The 24,529-nt window shown below is 60.2% G+C and carries 25 protein-coding genes; 14 read left to right on the top strand and 11 right to left on the bottom strand.

Annotated elements, in window-relative coordinates; all coding sequences use genetic code 11:
• Positions 1-60: 60 nt before the first annotated feature.
• From ACIOWE_RS09150 to ACIOWE_RS09160, 3 genes are all read left to right on the top strand, one after another.
• A complete protein-coding gene (locus tag ACIOWE_RS09150) occupies positions 61-1,299 on the top strand; it encodes an S-type pyocin domain-containing protein (RefSeq protein WP_401390092.1) in 1,239 nt (412 codons plus the stop codon).
• 7 nt (positions 1,300-1,306) lie between these two features.
• Positions 1,307-1,552, top strand: coding sequence for a colicin E3-like toxin immunity protein (locus ACIOWE_RS09155; protein WP_401390095.1), 246 nt, complete (start codon positions 1,307-1,309; stop codon positions 1,550-1,552).
• A 100-nt stretch (positions 1,553-1,652) separates the two neighbouring features.
• Complete coding sequence (locus tag ACIOWE_RS09160) at positions 1,653-1,748, top strand: hypothetical protein (protein WP_401390324.1); 96 nt, start codon at positions 1,653-1,655, stop codon at positions 1,746-1,748.
• A 74-nt stretch (positions 1,749-1,822) separates the two neighbouring features.
• On the opposite strand, the gene ACIOWE_RS09165 is transcribed toward ACIOWE_RS09160, so the two are convergent.
• Positions 1,823-2,287, bottom strand: a complete 465-nt coding sequence (locus tag ACIOWE_RS09165; protein ID WP_007969461.1) for a glycine zipper 2TM domain-containing protein — start codon at positions 2,285-2,287, stop codon at positions 1,823-1,825.
• Between the two features lie 176 nt (positions 2,288-2,463).
• Between ACIOWE_RS09165 and ACIOWE_RS09170 the strand changes: the two genes are divergently transcribed.
• Positions 2,464-2,700, top strand: coding sequence for a hypothetical protein (locus ACIOWE_RS09170; protein ID WP_401390098.1), 237 nt, complete (start codon positions 2,464-2,466; stop codon positions 2,698-2,700).
• A gap of 5 nt (positions 2,701-2,705) precedes the next feature.
• Here ACIOWE_RS09170 and pdxH read toward each other — a convergent pair whose 3' ends face one another.
• The 5 genes from pdxH to dinG form a co-directional block, all read right to left on the bottom strand.
• Positions 2,706-3,353 (bottom strand): pyridoxamine 5'-phosphate oxidase, encoded by a 648-nt coding sequence (gene pdxH, locus ACIOWE_RS09175; protein ID WP_401390101.1) that lies wholly within the window; start codon positions 3,351-3,353, stop codon positions 2,706-2,708.
• A gap of 24 nt (positions 3,354-3,377) precedes the next feature.
• Positions 3,378-4,475, bottom strand: a complete 1,098-nt coding sequence (locus ACIOWE_RS09180; RefSeq protein ID WP_401390104.1) for an OmpA family protein — start codon at positions 4,473-4,475, stop codon at positions 3,378-3,380.
• A 114-nt stretch (positions 4,476-4,589) separates the two neighbouring features.
• The gene (locus ACIOWE_RS09185; RefSeq protein WP_401390107.1) at positions 4,590-5,735 is read right to left on the bottom strand and encodes a serine hydrolase domain-containing protein; all 1,146 of its coding nucleotides are present in this window, start codon (positions 5,733-5,735) and stop codon (positions 4,590-4,592) included.
• Positions 5,736-5,917: 182 nt separating this feature from the next.
• Positions 5,918-8,416 carry a beta-agarase gene (locus ACIOWE_RS09190; RefSeq protein WP_401390110.1) on the bottom strand — a complete coding sequence of 833 codons (2,499 nt, stop codon included), beginning with the start codon at positions 8,414-8,416 and terminating at the stop codon, positions 5,918-5,920.
• A 93-nt stretch (positions 8,417-8,509) separates the two neighbouring features.
• On the bottom strand, positions 8,510-10,654 hold the full coding sequence (gene dinG / locus ACIOWE_RS09195) for an ATP-dependent DNA helicase DinG (RefSeq protein ID WP_401390112.1): 2,145 nt from the start codon (positions 10,652-10,654) through the stop codon (positions 8,510-8,512).
• A 98-nt stretch (positions 10,655-10,752) separates the two neighbouring features.
• Between dinG and ACIOWE_RS09200 the strand changes: the two genes are divergently transcribed.
• Positions 10,753-11,217, top strand: a complete 465-nt coding sequence (locus tag ACIOWE_RS09200; protein WP_401390115.1) for a DUF2269 family protein — start codon at positions 10,753-10,755, stop codon at positions 11,215-11,217.
• A 180-nt stretch (positions 11,218-11,397) separates the two neighbouring features.
• On the opposite strand, the gene ACIOWE_RS09205 is transcribed toward ACIOWE_RS09200, so the two are convergent.
• From ACIOWE_RS09205 to ACIOWE_RS09220, 4 genes are all read right to left on the bottom strand, one after another.
• On the bottom strand, positions 11,398-12,156 hold the full coding sequence (locus tag ACIOWE_RS09205) for a collagen-like protein (RefSeq protein WP_401390118.1): 759 nt from the start codon (positions 12,154-12,156) through the stop codon (positions 11,398-11,400).
• Complete coding sequence (locus tag ACIOWE_RS09210) at positions 12,149-12,430, bottom strand: DUF1145 domain-containing protein (RefSeq protein WP_201238819.1); 282 nt, start codon at positions 12,428-12,430, stop codon at positions 12,149-12,151. Before ACIOWE_RS09210 ends, ACIOWE_RS09205 begins: the two co-directional genes overlap by 8 nt.
• Positions 12,431-12,591: 161 nt before the next feature.
• The gene (locus tag ACIOWE_RS09215) at positions 12,592-13,314 is read right to left on the bottom strand and encodes an OmpA family protein (RefSeq protein ID WP_401390120.1); all 723 of its coding nucleotides are present in this window, start codon (positions 13,312-13,314) and stop codon (positions 12,592-12,594) included.
• A gap of 89 nt (positions 13,315-13,403) precedes the next feature.
• The gene (locus tag ACIOWE_RS09220) at positions 13,404-14,099 is read right to left on the bottom strand and encodes an OmpA family protein (protein ID WP_401390123.1); all 696 of its coding nucleotides are present in this window, start codon (positions 14,097-14,099) and stop codon (positions 13,404-13,406) included.
• A 199-nt stretch (positions 14,100-14,298) separates the two neighbouring features.
• On the opposite strand from ACIOWE_RS09220, the gene ACIOWE_RS09225 reads away from it, so the two are divergent.
• From ACIOWE_RS09225 to ACIOWE_RS09240, 4 genes are all read left to right on the top strand, one after another.
• On the top strand, positions 14,299-14,796 hold the full coding sequence (locus ACIOWE_RS09225; protein ID WP_401390126.1) for a DUF6231 family protein: 498 nt from the start codon (positions 14,299-14,301) through the stop codon (positions 14,794-14,796).
• A gap of 4 nt (positions 14,797-14,800) precedes the next feature.
• On the top strand, positions 14,801-15,277 hold the full coding sequence (locus ACIOWE_RS09230) for a YchJ family protein (RefSeq protein WP_401390129.1): 477 nt from the start codon (positions 14,801-14,803) through the stop codon (positions 15,275-15,277).
• Between the two features lie 113 nt (positions 15,278-15,390).
• A complete protein-coding gene (locus ACIOWE_RS09235; RefSeq protein ID WP_401390132.1) occupies positions 15,391-15,885 on the top strand; it encodes an LEA type 2 family protein in 495 nt (164 codons plus the stop codon).
• Positions 15,882-16,085, top strand: coding sequence for an SEC-C metal-binding domain-containing protein (locus ACIOWE_RS09240; protein ID WP_030139406.1), 204 nt, complete (start codon positions 15,882-15,884; stop codon positions 16,083-16,085). Before ACIOWE_RS09235 ends, ACIOWE_RS09240 begins: the two co-directional genes overlap by 4 nt.
• A gap of 282 nt (positions 16,086-16,367) precedes the next feature.
• On the opposite strand, the gene ACIOWE_RS09245 is transcribed toward ACIOWE_RS09240, so the two are convergent.
• The gene (locus ACIOWE_RS09245) at positions 16,368-16,925 is read right to left on the bottom strand and encodes a cysteine hydrolase family protein (RefSeq protein ID WP_401390327.1); all 558 of its coding nucleotides are present in this window, start codon (positions 16,923-16,925) and stop codon (positions 16,368-16,370) included.
• A gap of 144 nt (positions 16,926-17,069) precedes the next feature.
• Here ACIOWE_RS09245 and ACIOWE_RS09250 point away from each other — a divergent pair, with 144 nt between their 5' ends.
• From ACIOWE_RS09250 to ACIOWE_RS09270, 5 genes are all read left to right on the top strand, one after another.
• The gene (locus tag ACIOWE_RS09250) at positions 17,070-17,714 is read left to right on the top strand and encodes a glutathione binding-like protein (RefSeq protein ID WP_401390136.1); all 645 of its coding nucleotides are present in this window, start codon (positions 17,070-17,072) and stop codon (positions 17,712-17,714) included.
• Positions 17,715-17,998: 284 nt separating this feature from the next.
• On the top strand, positions 17,999-20,449 hold the full coding sequence (locus ACIOWE_RS09255) for a penicillin acylase family protein (RefSeq protein ID WP_401390139.1): 2,451 nt from the start codon (positions 17,999-18,001) through the stop codon (positions 20,447-20,449).
• 164 nt (positions 20,450-20,613) lie between these two features.
• Positions 20,614-21,648, top strand: coding sequence for a ligase-associated DNA damage response exonuclease (locus ACIOWE_RS09260; RefSeq protein ID WP_401390142.1), 1,035 nt, complete (start codon positions 20,614-20,616; stop codon positions 21,646-21,648).
• Positions 21,645-23,333, top strand: a complete 1,689-nt coding sequence (locus ACIOWE_RS09265; RefSeq protein ID WP_401390145.1) for an ATP-dependent DNA ligase — start codon at positions 21,645-21,647, stop codon at positions 23,331-23,333. Before ACIOWE_RS09260 ends, ACIOWE_RS09265 begins: the two co-directional genes overlap by 4 nt.
• A gap of 376 nt (positions 23,334-23,709) precedes the next feature.
• Positions 23,710-24,492, top strand: coding sequence for a transporter substrate-binding domain-containing protein (locus ACIOWE_RS09270; RefSeq protein WP_008083900.1), 783 nt, complete (start codon positions 23,710-23,712; stop codon positions 24,490-24,492).
• Positions 24,493-24,529 lie beyond the last annotated feature (37 nt).

The following is a 24,529-nucleotide window of genomic DNA, read 5'->3' on the forward strand; positions in this document are numbered from 1 at the left end:
TTCGTTAACGTCGCACAGCCCTTTCAAAGGGCTGTCGATGGATGAGCGAAAGGACGATCAGTGGCTGGCAACAAGGACATTCCCCGGGTTCCCAACCCACCGGCGGGCGACGGGCATCACGTCACCCACCGTTACATGACGGCCAGCGAACTGGCCGCTCGCGAATCCAGACAAAACGCTTACGACGCCATGTTGGCCCGGCAGGATGCCTTTGAGCGCACCCGCGAAATGGCTGCGGCAGCGCCTGAGGTGCCGCGCGCGGGATGCGTGTTCGCCAAGTCCTGCAAGTTACCGGACGCCATCATCGACTACTCGAATCCTTCGGGCATGGTGCCGACCGACAGCCTGAAGGACTACGGTGAAATCGCCTGGCTCGGCGCTCGCGAAGCCGATGCCGATGCCGATGCCGCGGGCGTGTTGAATCTTCAAGCGATCAGTGGCGATACGGTTTCACTGGGCGTCGAGCGCATCGCAGTGCGCATACCCACCCTCGCCGCTCTCGCAATCACAGCACTTGGCGCGGCGGGTGCTGCCGCGCTCTCGGCAGTGGTTGCGGTGTTCTGGACACCCACCCTCGGCGACAGCGCCCTTTACACCGAAGACCAATTGCGCGCCCTGAAACAAGCCCGCACCCGCGTGCGCCTGCGTGTTGAACAGCAGGCAGACGGCAGTCTCAAGGGCTACGGCTTTTACACCGGCAAGAACCGCGATTGGGAAATGGTTGATGTCGTGCAGTTCAGCGCGCGTGGTAGTCAGTTCATCGCGGATCTGGGCGAAGGTATCGAACTGATCTGGACGCCGGCGGTGGATGGCTCCGACATCCTCGGCATTCCTGCCTTGGAGGCTGCACCGCAAGCACCGCATATCTGGGTGTATCCGCCGACGAAAGCGGCGGACGGGATTCTGGTGAATCCGGTTTATCCGCCGGAGTACCGGGATTTCATTTTGGTGTTTCCGGTGGGTTCGGGGGTAAAACCGTTATACGTTGTACTGAACACAACACGCAAAGGCTTGGCGCCTGCTGGCCATAGCTACCACGGACCGCCGACTACAGAACAAATCACCGCATTTCCAGAATTGAAAAAAGTTAAAGACAAGAATCCCGTCCAGGGCGGAGGTGGACTTCGTAAACGCTGGACAGATGCCAAGGGAAGGAGAATTTACGAATGGGATTCGAGGCATGGAGAGTTAGAAATGTACCGAAGTGATGGAACTCACCTAGGAGCCTACGATCCCTACACAGGAGAGCAACGCGAAGGGCCTATAAAAGAAAGAAGCATTAAAAAAAGATATCTGTGAGGAAGAGATGGGACTGAAACTGAGAATGGAGTGGTACGACACAGCATCCCTGCAATTCCAGGGCGAAGAGCTTTCAAAAGATCTGGGAGAGGATGAATCAGTACTTAATGCCTTAGGCATTCCGGTGGAGGGCAACATCAATAATGGCAGCTTCAACGTCGTCGAGAACTGGGTCGCGACCATTCAGCCGCACTTTCAACATCAAATCGCTCTGAGTACCAACGACTATCAAATTTCGTTTGATTACAGTTAACACCGAAAAACAGGCTATTTAACTGAATGCGCTACCTTTCGAACGGCTTTTATCCTGATGACGCTCAAGATGACTTGAATTGGAACCCGGAGAGCTGTTGTTGATTACAGATCAAGTCAATGCGCTGAAAACTCTTCTCAAAGATAGCCTCCCGAAGGGTTTGGAGTTCTTCATGGGCACCTGTGCTGATTACTGATTTACCGAATTTGAAGCAAAAAACAAAACCCCGATCAGTCACCTGATCGGGGTTTTCTTTAACCTACCTTCCGCTTAGTGCGAAACGCGGCTGGTCCCGCCAACGGTGGAGATGCGTACGCGCTCGCCAACACGGAACACTTCATTCTCCTGAACCTGCTGCACGTAGGCGCGCATGCTGCCATCGTCTTCGCGCACGGTGATTTCCACGCCTTGGGTACGGGTCAGGCCTTCTTCAGTAGCCGAGCCGATCAGGCCGCCCGCCACCGCACCGATAACGGCTGCCACGATGCTGCCTTTGCCGCCGCCGATGGCGCTGCCGCCGACACCGCCAACCACTGCGCCTGCAGCGCCGCCGATCGGGGTCTTGGTGCCTTCGATTTTCACCGGGCGCAGGGATTCGATGGTGCCCATGCGAATCGTCTGCACGCGACGCGCTTCGTCACGGGAGTAGGAGTCACCGGTCAGGCTCGATTGGCAGCCGGTAAGCAACATCGCCATCGTGGAAAAGGAAGCAACCAGCAGAACAGACTTACGCATAGCATCAACTCCAAAGAAACATATATTCATTAAACTCCGCGGCTTGACGCCTGTCACGACACCGCCCGGATAAATTGGCTTTCATTCAGGCGCGGTACAGACACCTGCTTTACCTGAGGTAGCCACTACAGTAGCGCCAAATTACCGATTCTGCGCCACGGACACCAAGGATTTTCATGGATTACTTCATCATTGTCGTCACCACCGTCGCCGGTTTGTACTTCCATTGGTGGCTGTACGTACGGATCAAGCGCTGGATGGATCGCGACCTGGCATTGTCACTGGCCGGCAAGGACGAAGGCAAACGCGCCTTCATGCTCGAACGGTTGGCCCAGGCTCAGGCGCAAAGAATCAAGCGTCGAGACCTGCCGAAGTGGCTTGAGGCCGCTTCGGCAGGCTATCCCGCTCGGTAGACTGCCTAGGGTGCCAGACGTTCAAGAATCCAGTCGGTGTCCTTCAAACGGTAGTTGAGGCGATCGTGCAGACGGCTCGGACGGCCCTGCCAGAATTCGATGCGCTCGGGCAGCAAGCGGTAACCGCCCCAGTGCTCCGGGCAATCAGGCTGGGTATCGCTGAAACGCTGCTCGGTAGCCTTGAGCAGATCTTCCAGCTCTCCCCGCCCGTTGATCACCCGGCTCTGCGGCGACGCCCAGGCGCCCAGACGACTGCCGAGTGGTCGCACCTGATAATACGCATCGGACTCTTCAGGCGTGACCTTCACTACCCGGCCTTCGATGCGCACCTGGCGCTCCAGGGTCGGCCAGAAGAAGGTCATGGCGGCAAACGGATTGGCCGCCAGATGCTGGCCCTTGGCACTGTCGTAGTTGGTGAAGAAGGTGAAACCCTGTTCGTCCAGGCCCTTGAGCAGCAGAATGCGGCAATGCGGACGCCCGTCCGCATCGACCGTGGCCAAGGTCATGGCGTTGGCTTCCACCGGCGCCTGTTCGGTTTTCACCGCATCAGCGAACCATTGGTGGAACAGCGCGAACGGCTCGGCCGGAGCTTGCGCCTCGGTCAAACCATCCCGGGTGTAATCACGACGCATATCTGCCAGAGCCTGGGTCATGGCGCAGTCCTTTTCGTTAGCGAATCACTTTTTGGTGGAGTCGGCAGCGGCGACTTTCTTGTCGGTCGCGGCGGCTTTGGCGGGTGCGGTTTTCTTCGCGGGAGCCTTGGCTGGGGCCTTTTTCGCCGGAGCTTTGGCAGCGGCTTTCTTGGCTGGAGCCTTTTTAGTGGTCGGTACAGCGGCTTTCTTCGCAGCTGGCGCCGGTGTCACCGGTTTGGCCACTGGCTTGACGTCTTGCGCTGCGACCATGGTCACAGGCTTCGGCGCCGGCATGTTGTACTTGCTCAGCAGCGCAACCATGGTGTTTTGCGGAGTCACCAGCAATTCAACCCGACGGTTCAAGGCACGGCCTTCAACGCTGTCGTTGGCGGCACGCGGTGCTTCCGAGCCCATACCGCGCAGCATCAGGCGATCACGTTGCAGACCGCTGAGGCGGAAGATCGCCGCAATGGCCTGGGCACGCTCCTGACTCAATTTGATGTTGGCTGGCGCAGCACCGCTGGAATCGCTGTGGCCCAGTACCAACACCGCAGTTTTCGGGTCGGCCTCGAGGATTTTCGCCACGCGGGTGAAAGGGCCGAGGGTTACTGGCAGCAGCATCGCCGGGCGATCCGGGTTGAACGAGCCTTCGACCGGCGCGGTCACGACCAGCACGTTGTCGCGGCGTTCGAGTTGTAGATTGCTGTCAAGGATCGCAGTACGCAGACGCGGCTCATAGTCATCGAGCCAGGCTTGAGTGACTTTCGGGTCCGGCATCGGCACGACTTTGGCGGTGTCCTGATCCTTGCCGCCGAACGGCCACCACCATTTGCCGCCCTTGTCGGCATCGGCTTTGGCCACCTCAACCGGTTTGGCTGCGGGCTTAGCTTCGGGCTGGGTGTCGGCCTTGGCGGTCGAATCATCCGAGCCAAACGGCCAGTACCATGGGCTGCTGCTTTCAGTCTTGGCAACCGGAGCAGTGGCAGCAGGCTTCAACGGGGCCGGAGCCGGCTCTTTGGCTGCGACTTTGTCGGAAGACCCGAACGGCCACCAGCTACCGCCGTCCGCATCGTTTTTAGGAGTCTGTGCGCAACCGGTGATCGCCACACACAGGGCCAGGGCGAGAGTCTTTTTAGATGACATTGAAAATCCACAAAATGAAGTAATTAAAAAATCAGAGCACTTTCGCCCGGATAAACAGTCGCTTTTAATCGAAAATTCTGTCGAGGTTCCGGCCCTGGAACCTCTGATGACGCTTTACAGACAAGTGGCAAGCACCCGCGCGAGCTTCTGCGCACGCGGATCCATCAAGACGTACGGCCCAAGGGTATTTGTCACAAAACCAAACGCGACATCATGCTCAGGGTCAGCAAAACCGATGGAGCCGCCCGCGCCCGGATGGCCGAATGCCCGTGGACCGAGGCCGTAAGTGGCGTTGGCGACATCCGGTTGATCGAGCATGCAGCCGAGACCGAAACGGGTTCGGGTCAGCAGCGTTTTGTCTTCGCCAAGGCTGTGCTCGCGGGTCAGCTCTTCAAGCATGTCGCTTTCCAGCAGGCTGCCGTCGAGCAGACCGGCGTAGAAACCGGCCAGACTGCGCGCATTGCCGTGGCCGTTGGCCGCTGGTTGCTGCATGCGCCGCCACTCCGGTTTGTTGGTGCTGGTAAGCACCGACGGTGGGTTGGTGAAGGCGCGGGTGGTCATCGCGGTGGGTTCGCGCATGGTCACTTGCAACAGGCGTTGAGCGGCGGCGTCACCGGCATTGCCCTTGCCCCGGGCGATATGCGCGACACGGTGGAATTCTTCGTCAGCCAGGCCGACATGGAAGTCCAGACCCAACGGTTTGGCCACTCGGGCGACGATCGACTCCCCCGGGCCACGACCGTCTGCCCGACGGAGCAATTCGCCGATCAGCCAGCCGTAGGTGATCGCGGCATAACCATGACCAGTGCCCGGCGTCCACCACGGCGCTTCCGCCGCAAGGGCGTCGACCATGGTTTGCCAGTCGTAAAGGGCTTCGGGCGCCAGCAGTTCGCGCAGGGCCGGCAGACCGGCCTGATGGCAGAGCAACTGGCGCAGGGTCACGGCCTCTTTGCCGGCCGCAGCGAACTCCGGCCAGTAGCGGGCGACCGGAACATCCAGTTGCAACTTGCCCTCGGCGACCAGTTGCAGCGCAGTGACGGCGGTGAAGGTTTTGGTGCAGGAGAACAGGTTGGCGATGGTGTCGCTGTGCCAGGCCTCGGCGCCGTCCTTGTCGGCAGTACCGGACCAGAGGTCGAGGACAGTTTCTCCGCCGACCTGAATGCACAAGGCTGCGCCGCGTTCCTGGGGATCGTCGAACAGTGCGGCGAAAGCCTCGCGCACCGGCTCGAATTGAAGCTCGTAATGTCCCTGAATCTGCACCCGCAACTCCCCCGCGAAAACGCTCTACAAAGTGGCCCGCATTGTTCCAGCCCTTGAGGGATTTGGGAACAGCTGCGGGCCCGACGGTCAAATCAACAACGAGATCAAAAGATCGCAGCCTGCGGCAGCTCCTACAAGAAGAGTGAATCCAATGCAGGCGGCGATCCTGGCGATATCAGCTGTTAATGACCATTGCCCGAATGCCCGCCCGCATGTCCGGCCCCCGGGCCTTTTCCGGCTTCGCCCTTGCGCCCGCCTTCAGCTTCATGACCGGCGACCGCTGCGGCTTTCTCAGCCTCTTTACCGAGCTGTTCAACTGCTTGCAAATTGCCCTTGCGCACGGTTTCAACAAAGCCCTGATATGGCAGATCGGTAATCCCCACCAGACCGAAATGCCCGTTCTCGCCATCGAGCAGACGCCCGGTCACCGGTTGATCCAGATACTGGAACCAGTGCACGCCGACAATCGACGGTTCACTCAAGGCCTGTTTGAGGAAGTTGGCATACGCTGCGCCGCGATCTTCTTCCTTGGCCAGTTGCGTCACGCCGCCCCAGAACGGGCCACGATCAGTGGAGCCGAAGTTGAACTCGGTGATCAGCACCGGTTTGTCCAGCGCGTTCAACGCGGCAAAGTCATAGCCGTCCTGCGGTTTCAGCGTGTACATGTTGAAACTCAGCACATCGCAATATTGCGCGCAGGACGCCACGGCCTCCGGGGTGCTGATGGCGAAGCGACCGCCGAGCAGCAACTGATTCGGCGCGTGCCATTTCAGCGAGTCGGAAATGGTCTTGAAGTAGGTGTCGGCGAAGACCTTCTGGAAGTATTTGAAGTCAGCCTCGATTTCCGGGTGCTCCGGGTTGGGCAGCGGCGGCACGAAACCCGGATCTTCCATCAATTCCCACGCCGGCAGATCAATGCCCCAGGCCTTCGACAGCCCCGCCTGATTACGGTACTTGTCACGCAGTTGCTTGAGGAAGGCGCGTTTGGCCGGCACGTCGGTGGTCATTTTCAAGGTGCCGTAAGCCAACGCGTAGCGCGATTTCGGATCGTCGCCGGGACCGGCCCAGGCCAGCTCGTTATCGGCGAAATAGCCGATCAGCCACGGATCGTCGCGGTGATCACGGGCGGCAATGGCCACGGCGCGCTCAGTGGCCATGGCAAAGCGCGGATCGAACGGGTCGGGCATGCCGCCCCACCAGTCGCTGCCGGTGCTGATGCTGGTGTAATCGCCGACGATCGACAGCGGCAAGGTGTAGGGCACGCGGTCGGCGTCACCCAGCGCATCGGCACTCCAGTTGCCGATCGTGTTGAAACCCCAGGCTTGCAGGCGGTCAAGGGTGTGGCTAGTCCATTGCGGCTCATCGACCGTGGTTTTGCACGGCGCGCTGACGGCTTGATCGGCCGTTTTTTCGTTTGCAGTCGCCGCCACCGCGTCGGTTTTCGCCGCTTCGGCGACACCGGACTTCGCTTCGCTGGCACCTGCTACCGGCTCTGCGGCTTTCGCGGCAGTTTCTTCCGCCGCGCCAGCCTTGGCCGCTTCAGCGATTCCGGCCTTGCTGTCGCTGTCCGGTGTGCAGGGCTCGCCGTACAGACGTTGCAGGTTGGCGGCATAGAAATCGTACCAGCGCCCATTGCCGTAGCCCCGGCCCTGATCGGCACCGTTGCCGCCACGGTTGTCGCCTTCACCGAAGTGGATGGCGAGGGGATCGCCGGTTTTTGGCAGGGATTCGAACATGTATTCACGACCCGCCACGTAGGTCTGGTTGACCTCGGGGCTGACGGTGTTGACGCCGAGGGAGTAAAACGGATGCCCTTCGGGTGTCACCAGATACCAGCGACCTTCACGTTTTTCCGTGCGGAAGAAACCACTGGCCTTGAACGCCGGGCCTTTGTTCCAGCCGCCGAACTTGTCCAGCGAGGACTTCTCGCGCTCGGCCAGCCAGGTTTTCAGCTGTTGCTGTTCCTTGGCGGCGGCAGATTTCAGTTGTTCGTCAGTGGCGATTTTTTCCGGCCATTTGCTGCGGGTCGACTGACCATAAGCGTCGACCAGATTGCCGTACACCGCTTGCGTGACCGCCTCGCCGTCCTGCACGCCAAAGCGTTCGAGCAGCAGGCTCTGGGCAACTTTCGGCTGATCCATCGACAGACTCACCGATACGATTTGGCTGCGGTCGATTTCACCGCTGCTGCTGGCCAGCAGAATGCGCTGACCATCGACGGTCATCGGCATCGGCGGCCCGGCCTTCATGCCTTGGCTCAGTGGCGTGGTCGCCACCAATGGCACCAGCAAGGTTTGCGCCGGACCGGCCGGCAGGTCGACGCGACTGGTCAGCGTCTGGCCATTGTTGCTCTGGATCTGCACATAGACCGTCACGGCCCAGTTCATCGCACTCTGCAGGCGCAGGCTCATCATGCCGGACTGCGACCAGTCCCAGGCGCCGGCCTGCGGAGTCAGGCGCAACGTCGGGCGGGCCACCGGGTTGAACGTCACCCGGCGCAGCACTTCACCCTCAGGGGTTTGTTCGGCGTTGGCTTGCGGCAGGTCGGCGTTTTCCGTGGTGATTTTCACCACGTCGGCGGGACGGACAAAGTTGAACAGCGTCTGCTGGCCAGCAGGCGCCGCCAGCAACGGGGCGGCGAAGATCAAGGCAAACACGGCAGGCAACGAACGGCGGATCATAAGAACGGAGTTCTCCCTAACGACCAAAAGGCCAATGGAAAAGCGTTGGCAGAGAGATAGACAGCGCGGCGGGCAAAACTGCCCACCGATGTCTCAGGATATTTCACGACGGAATGGAGGCAACGCATTGAGGATCGCCTTGCCGTAGCGCTGGGTCACCAGACGCCGGTCGAGCAAGGTGATGGTGCCGCGGTCTTCTTCGGTACGCAGCAGACGGCCACAGGCCTGAACCAGTTTCAGCGAGGCGTCCGGCACCGAGATCTCCATGAACGGATTGCCGCCCCGGGCTTCGATCCACTCCGACAGTGCGGCCTCGACCGGATCGTCCGGCACCGAGAACGGGATCTTGGCGATCACCACGTGTTCGCAATACGCGCCCGGCAAGTCGACGCCTTCGGCAAAACTGGCGAGACCGAACAGCACGCTGGAATCACCACCATCGACCCGCGCCTTGTGCTTGTTCAGAGTTTCCTGTTTCGACAGGTTGCCTTGAATGAACACTTGCTTGCGCCAGTCGCGGTCGAGACCGTCGAACACGTCCTGCATTTGTTTACGCGAAGAAAACAGCACCAGCGTGCCTCGCGAACCTTCGACCAGGTCCGGCAACTCGCGGATGATCGCCGCGGTGTGAGCAGCGGCATCACGCGGGTCGGCCTTGAGATCCGGCACCCGCAACACGCCGGCGTCGGCGTGATGGAAAGGGCTCGGCACCACGGCGGTGACGGCTTTTTTCGGCAGGCCGGCACGCATACGGAAGCGGTCGAACGTGCCCAGCGCAGTCAGCGTTGCCGAGGTCACCAGGCAGCCGTACGCGACGTTCCACAGGCTGCGGCGCAAGGTTTCCGCCGCAAGGATCGGGCTGGCATTGACCTCGATATCGAACAGCGAACCGCTTTCGGCCAACGTCAGCCAGCGCGCCATCGGCGGGCTGTCTTCGGGGTCTTCGGCGGTGAACGCGGTCCACAACTCCCAGTTGCCGGAGGTGCGGGACAACAGGCTGCCGAACAGTGGGTACCACTCTTCCGCCTGATTGCTGGCGATGCCGATGTTGACCTCGCCATCCATGCCTTCCTTGAGCAGGTCGGTCAGGCGGGTAAACAGATCATTGAGACGGGAAAAGCCTTTCTTCAGCTCGATACCCATTTCACGCATGTGTTCAGGAATAACCCCGGCGACGAAACGATGGCGTGGCCGCTCACGCCCTTCGACGTCTTCACCGGGTTTGAAATCGGCAATCTGCTCGCACGCGGTAAACATGAACTGCTGCTGGGTCTTGATCTCGCGCGCCAGTTCCGGCACTTGCTCGATCAACTTGCCGAGATCGCCCGGCAGCGGATGCTGGGCCAGCAGTTTGGTGAGATTCTTGGCGGTGGTTTCCAGCCAGTCGGCGGTGGAGCGCAGGCGCGTGTAATGGGCGAAGTGGCCGATGGCCTTGTCCGGCAGGTGGTGGCCTTCGTCGAACACGTAAATGGTGTCGCGCGGGTCGGGCAACACCGCGCCGCCGCCCAATGCCAGGTCAGCCAGGACCATGTCGTGGTTGGTGACGATCACATCAACCTTGCCCATGCCTTCGCGAGCCTTGTAGAAGGCGCACTGGCCGAAGTTCGGGCAATGACGGTTGGTGCACTGACTGTGATCAGTGGTCAGGCGCGCCCAGTCGGCGTCTTCCAGCGCATTGGGCCAGCTGTCGCGGTCGCCGTCCCATTTATTGCCGGCAAGCTTTTCGATCATGCTGGTGAAAAGCTTCTGACTGGCCTCATCGACCTCGATCTTGAAGCCTTCTTCTTCGAACAACTGCGCAGTGGCAGTTTGTGCGTGGCCTTCCTGCAGGAGCATGTCGAGTTTGGACAGGCACATGTAGCGGCCACGGCCCTTGGCCAAGGCAAAGCTGAAGTTCAGCCCGCTGTTGCGCATCAGGTCGGGCAGATCCTTGTAGACGATCTGCTCTTGCAGCGCGACGGTCGCGGTGGCGATCACCAGCCGTTTGCCCGCAAGCTTGGCTGTCGGGATCGCCGCCAGGCTGTAGGCCACGGTTTTGCCGGTACCGGTGCCGGCTTCCACCGCGACAATCGCGGGGTCGCCACTGCGCCGGCCTTCGTCGTCGGTATCGATATCTCCGAGGACTTTGGCGATTTCAGCGATCATCAGGCGCTGGCCGTAACGCGGCTTGAGGCTCTTGGCTTCAAGAAAACGCGAATAGGCGCCCTGGATCGTGGTTTTGAGTTCAGTGCTGATCATTGAGTGTCGGGCGCAAAAACGCTGGATAAATTTTCAGTGGTTCGGATCGACCGCTATCATACCCCGCTAATCAGTCCCGCGCAGAACGGAGTACCCCAATGACACCTTTTAGCCTCGTTTACCCCCTGCATGTCCTCTCCGCACTGGTGTGGGTCGGCGGCATGTTTTTCGCCTGGATGGTCTTGCGTCCCGCGGCTGTGAAGGCCCTCGACGGCCCTGCCCGACTCACGCTCTGGGTGGAAGTGTTTCAGGGTTTTTTCCGCTGGGTTTGGGTCGCGGTGATCCTGTTGCCGATCAGCGGCGTGGGCATGCTGCATTTGCAGCAGGTCGGATTCGAAACCGCACCGAAGTATGTGCAGGTGATGATCGGGTTGTACGTGGTGATGACGGCGCTGTTTATCCGGATTCAGGGGTTGATGCTGCCGGAGTTGCGCAAAGCGGTTGAAGCGAAGGACTGGCCGGCAGGTGCGGCGGTGCTAGGGCGGATTCGCCGGGTGGTGGGGCTTAATCTGATTGTCGGACTGGTATTGGTGGCGATTGTCGCCGCAAGACCGATGTTCTGAACCGCAATGTTTCAACCAAAGCAAACACTTATTGTGGCGAGGGAGCTTGCTCCCGCTGGGCCGCACAGCGGCCCCTGATCCGGGCACCGCGTTTCTTCTGGATAAATGCGACAGCTGATTTTGGGGCTGCTTCGCAGCCCAGCGGGAGCAAGCTCCCTCGCCACAGGTGAGTAGTGTTCTTTAGAGGCGTTGCACGGTCACGGCACCTGCCGCACCCACCGGACCTGGCTGACCATCGGCGCCGATTTTGCCATTCTTGCCGCCATCGGCGCGATACACCAGGCAGCCTTTGGATTTGCCACCCTTGCCCGCCTTGCCGCCAACGCCCGCCGGGCCACCGGCACCGCCGGCCACATTGACCTTGATCAACTCGGCCGGAAACTCGCGAGGCACTTCAATGCGCACCAGCCCGCCCGGCGCACCCGGTTGACCATCACTGCCGTCACTGCCATCCGCGCCGTGCCCGGCCGAGCCATAAGTGCAGCCCGGATCTTCACCATTACCGCCATCCAGACCGACAAAACCCGGCGCCCCTGTGCCGCCACGGGCATCGACCAATAGCTGCGGCGCATTCAATGCCTTGAATTGCAGATTCAGATTGCGCCCTGCCCGGGCGGCTTTTTCATAGGTGCCCGGCGCACCGCGCGCGGTGATCTGACTGCCTTCGCTGAACTCTGCGCGAGCAACCTTCATGTCCAGCGCCTGTGCACCCGGAACGATGGCGATACGTGCTTCGTGACCGAGGCGCAACTCACCGACGCTCAGTTCAGTGACGTTGGCGGGGATCAGCAAGGTGCCGTAATCGGCCACTTCCAGGCGTTCAAGCTGCAAAGCGCCGGTATTACTAGGCAGACGCATCAGCGAGTTGGTTTCGACGCTGACCACCTGAGCACAGGCCAATGGGCTGATAAAAGCAACGAGCAGACACAGTTTACGCATGGGAAGAAGACTCCGGAGCGGCCGGGGCCGGGATGGTTAGCAGATGGAATACGCCGAACAGCAGGATGCGGCCACGGTCACGCCAAGGGTGCGGACGCCCCTTGAGGCTGCGATTGCACAGCAGCACTTCGAGCACATGGACCGTTAACAGCAGACCGCCGGCCAGATTGACCAGCAGATGCAGCGGATGAACAAAGGGTACAAGCTGATTGGCCAGCACCACACAGCAGAACAGCAGGGTCAATAACCGCCCCAGCCCCCAGAACACTTTCATACGCTCCCCCGTGTTGCGAATTATTCTTTGGGCGCACAGTAACGGCTTCTGCGGGGGTTAAGCCAGAGGGAAAAATGAAAAAACCTTGGCGAACCGCCAAATGGCTGCCGGATTGACGATGATCGCCCCGGCAGCTCTAGCTCGCGGACTACAGACCCATCCTAGCGATTGATGTGCAGCTCTACCCGACGGTTTTTCGCGCGCCCCTCATCGGTCGCGTTATCCGCCACCGGCTCGCTTTCGCCACGCCCTTCACTGGTCAGTTTGTTCGGCGCCAGGCCCTGACTCAGCAGATACGCCGCCACGCTGCTGGCGCGCCGTTCGGAAAGTGCCTGGTTGTAAGCATCCGAGCCCTTGCTGTCGGTATGACCGATAACCTTGATGCTCACCACGTCGGCATTGCGCAGTTTGTCCATCAGCGTGTCGAGCTGGGCTTTCGCCGCCGGCGTCAGGTCGGACTTGTCGAAATCGAAGAGCACGTTGCCGGCATCGCTCAAGGTGATGACTTCGCTTTGCGGAGCCGGTTCGACAGGTTTCTGTGCCACCGGATATTGCGGCAGTGGACAGCCACGGTGATCGACCGGGGTGTTGGCCGGGGTATCGGGGCAACGGTCGCGGCGGTCGAATACGCCGTCGCCGTCTTCATCGCCGTCCTGGGCATAACAGATCAGTCCGCCGGTAAGAATCCCCAGCGCCGCGCCGCCACCGGCCCAGCCGCCACTTTCGATGGCGCCGAGACCGCCACCGACCAGTCCGCCAATAAGGCTGCAGATCGGCCACGTACGTTGATTGAGGGGTGCAGTGCCATCGCTGTGGGTGGCGCAACCGGTGAGCAAGCTGCCTAGCAGCAGCACCGGCAAGACGGACCTTGAGAAAACAGTCATTGTGAAAGCTCCTGTGTCACCGGCCCATACCGGTTACACAGGAGTAAAGACCCGCATCCGCGACTGCACAAGCCGCGGATGCGAGAGGGCTAGCGGACGATTTTGATTTCGGTACGACGGTTTTGCGCACGACCGTCAGCTGTTTTGTTGTCGGCGACTGGCTGGCTTTCACCCATACCGGACACCGAAACGAAGCTGGCGCGTGGCACACCTTGCTGGATCAGGTATTCCACCACCGAGTGCGCACGACGGTCCGACAGTTTTTTGTTGTAGGCATCGCTGCCCACGCTGTCGGTATGACCGGTCACGGTCAGTTGTGCAGTCGAGGATTCCTGTTTCAGGCGCGTGGCGACTTTGTCGAGCACTTGCTTGTCAGGGCCGGTCAACGTGGCTTTGTCGAACTGGAAGTGCACATCACGGATAACAATGGTTTCTTCCTTGACCACTACAGCTTCTTCGACCACGGGTGCAGGCGCTGGTGGTGGGCAACCGTCAGCGTCGACTTGCACGCCTTTAGGCGTGTGCGGGCACTTGTCGCGACTGTCCGGCACACCATCGCCGTCTTCGTCGCCATCACCGTGCACCCAGCAGTAAGCCGCTGCCGTACCACCGACCAGCAATGCGCCGTAGCCGGCCCATGCCGAACTTTCGGTGGCGCCGAGACCGGCGCCGACCACACCACCGACCGCCGCACAGGTCGGCCAGTCGGTTTTCTGCAAACCTGCGCAACCAGTCAACACACTGGTTAGCAGAATCAAAGGTAATGCTGTCCGAACTATGCTCATCTGGTTTTCTCCTGAGGGATCGGCTTAGAACCGATTCAGGGAGTAAAGACCGGAGTTTTAATCTCCGCCAGCAATAGGCCATTGCTGTTTGCGACCGTGTTCACAGGACTTTGGCGCATTTGCCGCAAACCTGCGCGGCAGGGCTCTTTGCCGCTGCAGTCAGGCAGGCTAGTCTTGGCGGTCTGATTGAGGAGCTTCGATGAACGTCGCCATTTCTTCCCGTACGCCGCAACAGGCGTTGGCCGCTTTGCTGGATCGTTACGCCCCGGCGCGGCTGTTGCTGATCGGTGCCAGTGAGTTCCCCGCGCTGAGCGCTTTCAAACAAGCGCATCCAGACACTTGCGTGGCTCACGCCGCGCCGGGCGCCTTGCCGGCAGAACTGGCGGCAAGGCGTTTCGATCTGGCGCTGGTGGTCGATTGCCTGGAGCACTTGCCCAAACGCGACGGCCTGAACCTGTTGGGCGGTATTCGCAATCTCAACGCCAGCCGCATCGCGGTGCTGGCGGATCTGGCGGCCAGTGGCTGGCAGGAAACCGATTTCTACTCGCTGGCGCTGCAAGCCAGCGAACGCTTCCAGCGTGACGAGCAAGTACTGACCCTGTTCACCTACGATCTGCTTGACTACAAACAAGTCCCCGACTGGCTCAATTCACGGTTCTGGGCCAATCCGGAAAACTTCGGGAAATACTGGTGGTAATGCGATGAGTACAGCCATTTGCCCTTGCGGCAGCGGCAATCTGCTGGATGCCTGCTGCGGTCATTATCACGAGGGCCATCCGGCCCCGTGTGCCGAAGCCTTGATGCGTTCGCGCTACAGCGCCTACGTGCTCGGCCTGATCGACTACCTGGTGGCGACCACCCTGCCCGCTCAGCAGTCGGGCCTTGATCGGCAGTCGATCAGTGCCTGGTGCGCGCAGAGCACCTGGCTCGGGCTTGAGGTCGAAAGCTCGGAAGTCTTCGGCGGCCAGCCGGAACACGCCTTCGTCACCTTCACTGCGCGCTGGCACGACGACCAGGGCGAACACAGCCACCGCGAGCGCTCTTCGTTCGTACAGAACGGCGGCCGCTGGTACTTCATCGACCCGACGGTGCAGTTGAAACTGGGCCGCAATGACAGTTGCCCGTGTGCCAGTGGGCAGAAGTTCAAGAAGTGCTGCGCGGGGTATTTCGGCGCCTGAGATCAAAAGATCGCAGCCTTCGGCAGCTCCTGCATTGGAATGCGTTCACATGGAGGAGCTGCCGAAGGCTGCGATCTTTTAGCGTCTAGACTGGCAGCAAAAGGAGTCAATCCATGCTCGGTCACTGGCGCACACTGAAAACCCTCACCCTGCTGCTGTTTCTCGGGCTCAGCGGCTGCGCCTCATGGTTCAGCGATGACACCCGCGACCCCGCCGTGCATCTGGTGAAAGTCGAGGTGGTGCGCGCCAAGTTGCTCGAACAGAAATTCATCCTGCACTTTCGCATCGACAACCCCAACGACAGCGACTTGACCGTGCGCGGTCTGGAGTACCGCATCCATCTGGCCGACATGCTGCTGGCTGAAGGCGAGTATGAACACTGGATTACTGTCGGGCCGAAAAGCAGCGCCTTTTACAAAGTACCGATTCGCACCAATTTGTGGCCACAGGTAAAAGAGGTGGTGAAAATGCTGAAAAGTCCCAATCAGCAGATTCCCTATCGGTTACAAGGCGAAATGGAAACCGGTTTATTCATCGCCCACTACGTGCACCTTGAGCGCAATAGCGTGATAATCCCGGCCGATTTAATTCCGGAGCAACACCGATGACTCAGCAACCTCATGTCCATGGCCCTGACTGCAACCACGATCATGATCATGACCATCATCACGATCATGGCCATGTTCACGGCCCGAACTGCGGCCACGCCCACCAGGAACCGGTGCGCAACGCCCTGAAAGACGTCGGCCGCAACGACCCTTGCCCATGCGGCAACGGCAAGAAATTCAAGAAGTGCCACGGCGCTTGATGCTCGGGGCGAAGAACGTCTTCGCCTGATCTGCCGTCTTCGCGAGCAGGCTCGCTCCCACATTTGATCTGCGTCGACCCCAAAGCTTTTGGGTCATTGCAGACTCTGTGGGAGCTGGCTTGCCAGCGATGGCGCCGGCACCTTCAACATTGATGTCGCCTGACCCACCGCTATCGCTGGCAAGCCAGCTCCCACACTTGACCGAGTTCCTTCAGTTGAAATGCAATTCAATGTGGGAGCGAGCCTGCTCGCGAAGAGGCCAGCACATTCACTGAAGACTTTTCAGCCAGCCGCCAGAATCCGCGAACAACTGACCACCGTCGCATACTCCCCGTGCAGATTCCCCAGCGACATCCCGTGCACATCTTCAGCGGTTCGCAACGTGCCGAAGTAATCGGCCTTGTCGAAGGTGAAGCAGGCATCCTCCGCCACCCAGGCATCGAACCCCAGATTGCCCGCCGTGCGCGCCGTGGACTCCACCGAGTTGTTAGTCGCCACGCCGACGATGACCAACTGCCCGATCCCCGCCGCACGCAACCGCGTCTCCAGCCCGGTGGCACAAAACGCATCCGGCACGTGTTTCTGGATCAGCCATTCGCCGTCCTGCGGCAAAAACCTTTGCTGAAACTCCACCCCTTCCTGTTCGGGCCAGAACACCGAACCCGGCTCACGTGATAGATGCTGCACATGGATGACCGGCCGCTCGTTGCGCCGCCAGAGCCCCAGCAGATCAAGGATTCGCTCTTCAGCCTGCGGATTATTGCGCCGCCCCAATCGCGGCTGCAGGATGCCTTTTTGCTGGTCGATGATGATCAGTGCTGCGTTGGCCTGAAGCTCCATGGCGATTTTTCTCACGCGCGGTCATTGAATTTTCCGCACTTGAGCATCACTTGCTTCTACTAAGCAAGTCATCGAACACACAGGACGACCTGATGCCGGCGTTTGCTGTCCGCACGTAAGCCAATTTCTGTTTTGGAGCTTTCCATGATCGACCTGTATTACTGGACTACCCCCAACGGCCACAAAATCTCCCTGTTCCTCGAAGAAGCCGGCCTGCCGTACAAAGTGCACCCGATCAACATCAGCCAGGGTGAGCAGTTCCAGCCGCACTTTCTGAAAATCGCCCCGAACAATCGCATTCCAGCCATCGTCGATCACCAGCCGGCCGATGCTGGTGAGCCGCTGTCGCTGTTCGAGTCCGGGGCCATTTTGTTGTATCTGGCGGAGAAGACCGGCCAGTTCCTCCCGAAGGATCTGCGCGGTCGGCAAACGGCGCTGCAATGGCTGTTCTGGCAAATGGGCGGATTGGGGCCGATGTCCGGGCAGAATCATCACTTCAGCCAGTTCGCGCCGGAGAAGATCCCTTATGCGATCAAACGCTACATTGACGAAACCGCCCGTTTATACGGCGTGCTGAACAAGCAATTGGCCGATAACGAATTTGTCGCGGGCAGCGAATACAGCATTGCCGACATGGCGATTTACCCGTGGATCGTCTCGCACAAGTGGCAGAGCCAGAACCTTGAGGACTTCCCGCATGTGCTGCGCTGGTTCAACCACATCAAGGATCGCCCGGCGACGGTGAAGGCGTATGCACTGGTGCAGCAGGTCAACCCGGCAAAACCCTGATCCCGAGTGAAGAGCTTTTGTGGCGAGGGGGCTTGCCCCCGCTCGGCTGCGCAGCAGTCGCAAATCCAGACAACGCCTTTTTGCTGATAAATCGCGGTGCAGGGTTTGGGAGGGCTTCGCACTCCAGCGGGAGCAAGCTCCCTCGCCACAAAAACGCTGTTATCCCTGAAGATTTGCAGTTGGTCAGGCAAATCGAGAAATAACCACTCGCCCCGCTTGCGCGGCCACCTCCTGCTCACTAACGTAGCGCCTTTACTGACGCTACCCCCCGCAGGAGCTTTGCCATGGCCTCGCCAGCCCTCACACATTTTCTTCCCCGGTTCGGCGTTGCCGCAGCAGTGGCCGGTGTCTTGAGCCTGTCCGGTTGCCAGACCTGGAACGCTCAGGACACTCTCCCGCCCACCTCCGGCGTGCAACCGCTCAAGGGGCTGGCACAGAACGTTTCGGTGCGCCGCAATGCCATGGGCATGCCGCTGATCGAAAGCAACAGCTTCCACGATGCGCTGTTCACCCTCGGCTACGTCCACGCCAGCGACCGCATCAATCAAATGGTCACCCTGCGCCTGTTGGCTCAGGGCCGTCTGGCGGAAATGTCCGGCGCGTCGATGCTCGATGCCGACCGCTACATGCGTGCGGTCAACCTGAAGAAAAGCGCCGGTGAGCTGTACAAAGCCTCGTCGCCACGCCTCAAGCGTTTCTTCGAAGTCTATGCCCGGGGCGTCAACGCCTACCTGTTCCGCTACGCCGACAAGTTGCCGGGCGATCTCGCCTCCAGTGGCTACAAGCCTGAATACTGGAAGCCGGAAGATTCGGCGCTGATTTTCGCCCTGCTGAACTTCAGCCAGTCGGCCAACCTGCCGGAAGAAATTTCATCCCTGGTGCTCGCGCAAACCGTGACCACTGACAAACTCGCCTGGTTGACCCCGTCCGCTCCGGACGAGAATCTGCCGCTGACCGAGGCCGACAAGCTGCAAGGCCTCAAGCTCAACGGGCAAATTCCCGGCCTGACTGAATTGAGCAACGCCAGTCAGCAACTGTCAGCGCTGAACCTGCTCGGCACTCAGACTTCAAACAACTGGGCCATTGCCCCGCAACGCAGCCGTAGCGGCAAGAGCATTCTGGCCAGCGACAGCCATGGGCCATTGGCCGTGCCGTCGCTCTGGAGTTTCGTGCAGATCCGCGCGCCAAAATATCAGGCGGCAGGCGTGACCGTCGCCGGTTTGCCGATGGTGCTGGGTGGTTTCAACGGCAAAGTGGCGTGGAGCATGACCAGCGTGCTCGGCGACAACCAGGACCTGTTCCTGGAAAAAATCCGTCGTCAGGGCAGCAGCCTGACCTACGAGGTCAACGGCAAATGGCAGCCGCTGGGCGTGCGCAACGAAACCTATTTCGTCAAAGGCCAGCGGCCGATTCGCGAAGCGGTGTACGAAACTCGCCACGGCGCGTTGCTCAACAGTGCTCAGGCTGCGGCGCAAGGCAACGGTTTCGGCCTGGCGTTGCAGACGCCGAGCTTTACCGATGACAAATCCCTCGACGCGTTTTTTGATCTGAGCCGTGCACAGAACGTTGAACGCGCCTCGGATGCGAGCCGCGAGATCCGCGCCATCGCGCTGAATCTGGTCTTCGCCGATGCCAGCAATATCGGCTGGCAGGTCACCGGGCGTTTCCCCAATCGTCGTGAAGGCGAAGGTTTGCTGCCCTCGCCGGGCTGGGAAGGTCGTTACGACTGGGACGGTTACGCCGACCCGATGCTGCACCCTTACGATCAGGATCCGGCACAAGGCTGGCTCGGCACCGCCAACCAGCGCGTGATCCCCCACGGTTACGGCATGCAACTGTCCAATTCCTGGGCCGCGCCGGAACGCGGCGAGCGGTTGGCGGAACTGGCCGGCAGCGGCAAGCATGACAGCCGCAGCGTGATCGCCATGCAGTACGACCAGACGACGACCTTCGCCGCCAAGCTGAAGAAAGTCTTCGAAGCGCCGGGCATGAAGCAACCGCTGAAACAGGCGATCGATGCATTGCCGGAAGCGGATCGCAGCAAGGCCCGCGAGGCGTTCACCCGGTTGATGGCGTTCGACGGCAAGCTCAGCCCGACCTCGGCGGATGCAGCCATCTATGAGTTGTTCCTGCAAGAAAGCATGAAGCAGATCTTCCTCGACGAACTCGGCCCGGAGTCCAGCCCGGCGTGGAAAACGTTTATCGCCAATGGCGATTTGTCCTACGCGGCGCAAGCCGATCATCTGCTGGGGCGCGAAGACAGTCCGTTCTGGGACGACATCCGCACACCGCAGAAAGAGGATAAAGCGGTGATCCTCGCACGTAGCCTGGCGGCGGCGATCAGTGCGGGCGACAGCCAGTTGGGCGGCGATCACAGAGCCTGGCAGTGGGGCAAATTGCACAGCTACGTGTGGAAGAATGCCGCTGGCCAGACGGTTCGTGGACCACTGGCAGCCGGTGGCGATCACACCACGTTGAACACCGCGGCGTTTGCCTGGGGTCAGGATTTCACCACTACGCGTGCGCCATCGATGCGCTTCATCGTCGATTTCGGTCAGACCGAACCGCTGATGGGGCAGAACGGTACAGGGCAGTCGGGGAATCCGGTCAGCCCGAATTACCTCAATGGCATTGATCAGTGGTTGAAGGGGCAATACATCGGCTTGCCGATGCAGCCGCAGAACTTTGACCGGGTGTATGGCAAAAACCGGCTGACCCTGATTCCGGGTAAATAAACAGCAAAATCAAAAGATCGCAGCCTTCGGCAGCTCCTACAGAGATCAATGTAGGAGTTGCCGAAGGCTGCGATCTTTCGCCGTTCAAATCTCCGAAAAATCCATAGAACTTCTGCACCCGCGCAAACCTCATAGCTAACAAGCCCCCCATTTCTGGTAACGACATGGATCTTGTTATCGCCCGCCCCGAAGGTTTGTACTGCCCCGCCGGGGATTTTTATATTGACCCCTGGCGCCCCGTCGAGCGCTCGGTGATCACTCATGCCCATGGCGATCACGCTCGTACCGGCAACCAGCACTACCTTTCCAGCAGCGCCAGTGAAGGGATTTTGCGCGCGCGTCTGGGGCAGGACATCAATCTGCAAACCCTCGCCTACGGCCAGCGCCTGACCCACCACGGCGTCACCTTGAGTTTTCACCCGGCCGGCCACGTGCTCGGCTCGGCGCAGGTGCGTCTGGAATACGGCGGCGAAGTCTGGGTCGCTTCCGGCGATTACAAAATCGAACCGGACGGTACCTGCGCGCCCTTCGAACCGGTGCGCTGCCACACCTTCATCACCGAATCGACGTTCGGCCTGCCGATCTACCGCTGGCAGCCGCAGGCGCAGGTGTTCAGCGAAATCAACGAGTGGTGGAAAGCGAATATCGCCGCAGAAAAAACCAGCGTGTTGTTCTGCTACTCGTTCGGCAAGGCCCAGCGCATCTTGCACGGCATCGACGAAACCCTCGGCCCGATCCTCAGCCACGGCGCCGTTGAACCGTTGAACCGCGTCTACCGCGACGCCGGCGTGTACCTGCCACCAACTATCTATGCCGGTGACGTGAAAAAAAGTGACCCGATCATGCGTCAGGCGCTGGTGATCGCCCCGCCTTCGGCCGGTGGCAGCACCTGGATGCGCCGTTTCGGCGATTTCAGTGATGCCTTCGCCAGCGGCTGGATGCGCCTGCGCGGCACGCGGCGGCGGCGTGGGGTGGACCGCGGCTTCGTGCTGTCCGATCACGCCGACTGGCCCGGCCTGCTCTGGGCGATCAATCAGACCGGTGCCGAACGGGTGATGGTCACCCACGGCTCGATCGGGGTACTGGTGCGTCATTTGCGTGAACAAGGTCTCGATGCCCAAGGTTTCAACACCGAATACGGTGATGACGAAGAAGAAAACATCGCCGTTCAACCGACCATCGCCGAGATGCCCGCATGAAAGCCTTCGCCGAGTTGTACGCCGAACTCGACGCCACCACGTCCAGCAACGCCAAACTGGCGGCGATGCAAGCCTACTTCGCCCAGGCCGAACCCCAGGACGCGGCCTGGGCGGTGTACTTTCTGTCCGGCGGTCGGCCCCGGCAACTGGTGCCGGTGCGGATCCTGCGCGAACTCGCCGTCGAAGTCTCCGGGCTGACGCCATGGTTGTTCGAGGAGAGCTATCAGGCTGTCGGCGATCTGGCGGAAACCATTTCGCTGGTGCTCCCGGAAAATCTGCACAGCTCTGAAGCCGGCCTCGCCGAATGGATCGAGGACAAACTGCTGCCGCTACGCGGTGAGACGCCCGAGTTCCTTTCCCGGCAATTGCCGGCGTTGTGGGCGCAACTGGATCGGCCGAGCCTGATGTTGTGTATCAAACTGATCACCGGCAGCTTCCGTGTCGGCGTATCGAAATTGCTGGTAACCCGCGCACTGGCATCGATGGCCGGGCTCGACAGCAAGCGCGTGGCGCAGCGACTGGTGGGTTATACCGACCTGTCCAATCGGCCGAACGCGGCCAGTTATTTGAAACTGATCGCTGCCGAATCCGCCGACGAACATGCCCAGCGCGGCGGTCAGCCATACCCATTTTTCCTCGCGCATGCCTTGTCGCAACCGGTTGAAGAGTTCGAGACACTGATCGGCCCGGCGAGCGCTTGGCAGGTGGAGTGGAAGTGGGATGGCATCCGCGCGCAAGTGGTCAAGCGTGACGGGCGGTTGTGGGTGTGGTCGCGGGGTGAGGAACTGATCACCGAACGCTTCCCCGAACTCGATGTATTGGTCCACGGCTTGCCCGATGGCACGGTGATCGACGGCGAAATCGTGGTGTGGAAAAGCACCCATCCGCGCACCGAGGACGCCTTCGATCCGCAATCGCCAGAGCCACCCGCGGTGCAACCGTTCGCCCTGCTGCAACAACGGATCGGCCGCAAAACCCTCGACAAGAAAATTCTCGAAGACATACCGGTGGTGGTGCTCGCCTACGATTTGCTCGAATGGCAAGGCGAAGACTGGCGTAATCAGCCGCAGACCAAGCGCCGTGCGCAATTGGAAGAAGTCATTGCCCGCTGCAACAACCCGGTGCTGCTGCCCTCCCCGGTATTGACCGGCACCGACTGGTTTGACTTGGCCCGGCAGCGTGAAGCGTCCCGGCGCCTGGGCGTCGAGGGCATGATGCTCAAGGGCCGCGACGCTATGTATGGCGTCGGTCGCACCAAAGACATGGGCGTGTGGTGGAAGTGGAAAGTCGACCCGTTCAGTGTCGACGCGGTGCTGATTTACGCGCAGCGCGGGCATGGTCGCCGCGCCAGCCTGTACAGCGATTACACGTTCGCCGTGTGGGACGGCCCGCCGGAATCCAGTCAGCGCGCACTGGTGCCGTTCGCCAAGGCCTATTCGGGGCTGACCGACGAGGAGATGCGCCAGGTCGACAGCATCGTGCGCAAAACCACGGTGGAGAAATTCGGCCCGGTAAGCAGTGTGAAGCCGAGTCTGGTGTTTGAACTGGGGTTCGAGGGGATTGCCCTGTCGCGCCGGCACAAGAGCGGGATTGCGGTGAGGTTTCCCCGGATGCTGCGCTGGCGGCAGGACAAGACTGTGGATGAGGCGGATAGTCTGGCCACCCTGCAAGATCTCCTTGCCTGACCCCCTTTCCCGGGACACTGATCACCTATGACCTAATAAAGTAACTGTGGCGAGGGAGCTTGCTCCCGCTCGGCTGCGCAGCAGTCGCAAAACCTGAAATCCAGGTCTGTCTGGAGAAATGCGTGGGAGTGCTTCGCCCTCCAGCGGGAGCAAGCTCCCTCGCCACAGGAAATAAGTCAAACGAACTAACTTGGTGCACCTCTATCGCGATGCCCATTTCCGGGCATCAAATCGCCCTCATCCTTCCCCGCCCCACCTTTTAAAACACTTGTTCGGGATTCTGGTTCGGAAATTGCTACTTTGTATAGGTCGTACGCGTTCCAGTAACAATAATTCTGCGCCACAAGCGCTCATATTGGTTCTTAGGGATTGAATAATGAAAAAAGCATTGCTGACCCTTTCTGCACTGGCGTTGTGCATGGCCGCTGGCTCCGCGCTGGCCAAGGAATACAAAGAGCTGCGCTTTGGCGTTGACCCTTCGTACGCACCGTTCGAGTCGAAAGCGGCCGACGGCAGTCTGGTGGGCTTCGACATCGATCTGGGTAACGCGATCTGCGCCGAACTGAAGGTCAAGTGCAAGTGGGTCGAAAGTGACTTCGACGGCATGATTCCGGGCCTCAAGGCCAACAAATTCGACGGTGTGATCTCGTCGATGACCGTGACCCCGGCCCGCGAAAAAGTCATCGACTTCTCCAGCGAGCTGTTCTCCGGCCCGACCGCTTACGTGTCGAAAAAAGGTTCCGGCATCACCGCAGACGTCGCGTCCCTGAAAGGCAAAACCGTCGGTTACGAGCAAGGCACCATTCAGGAAGCCTATGCCAAAGCCGTACTGGACAAGGCCGGCGTGAAAACCCAGGCCTATCAGAACCAGGACCAGGTGTATTCCGACCTGACTTCCGGCCGTCTCGATGCAGGCATTCAAGACATGCTGCAAGCCGAACTGGGCTTCTTGAAGTCGCCACAGGGCGCCGACTATGACGTCAGCAAGCCAGTCGACAACGAATTGCTGCCAGCCAAAACCGCTGTCGGTATTAAGAAAGGTAACACTGAGCTGAAGGCGCTTTTAGATAAAGGTATCAAAGCGTTACACGATGACGGCAAATACGCCGAGATTCAAAAGAAACACTTTGGCGATCTGAATCTGTACAGCGGCAAATAATGCCCCGGCGCCCATCCTCGATGGGCGCCTTTTCCAT

This window comes from Pseudomonas sp. NPDC087598, from assembly GCF_044743525.1.
Taxonomy (GTDB): Bacteria; Pseudomonadota; Gammaproteobacteria; order Pseudomonadales; family Pseudomonadaceae; genus Aquipseudomonas.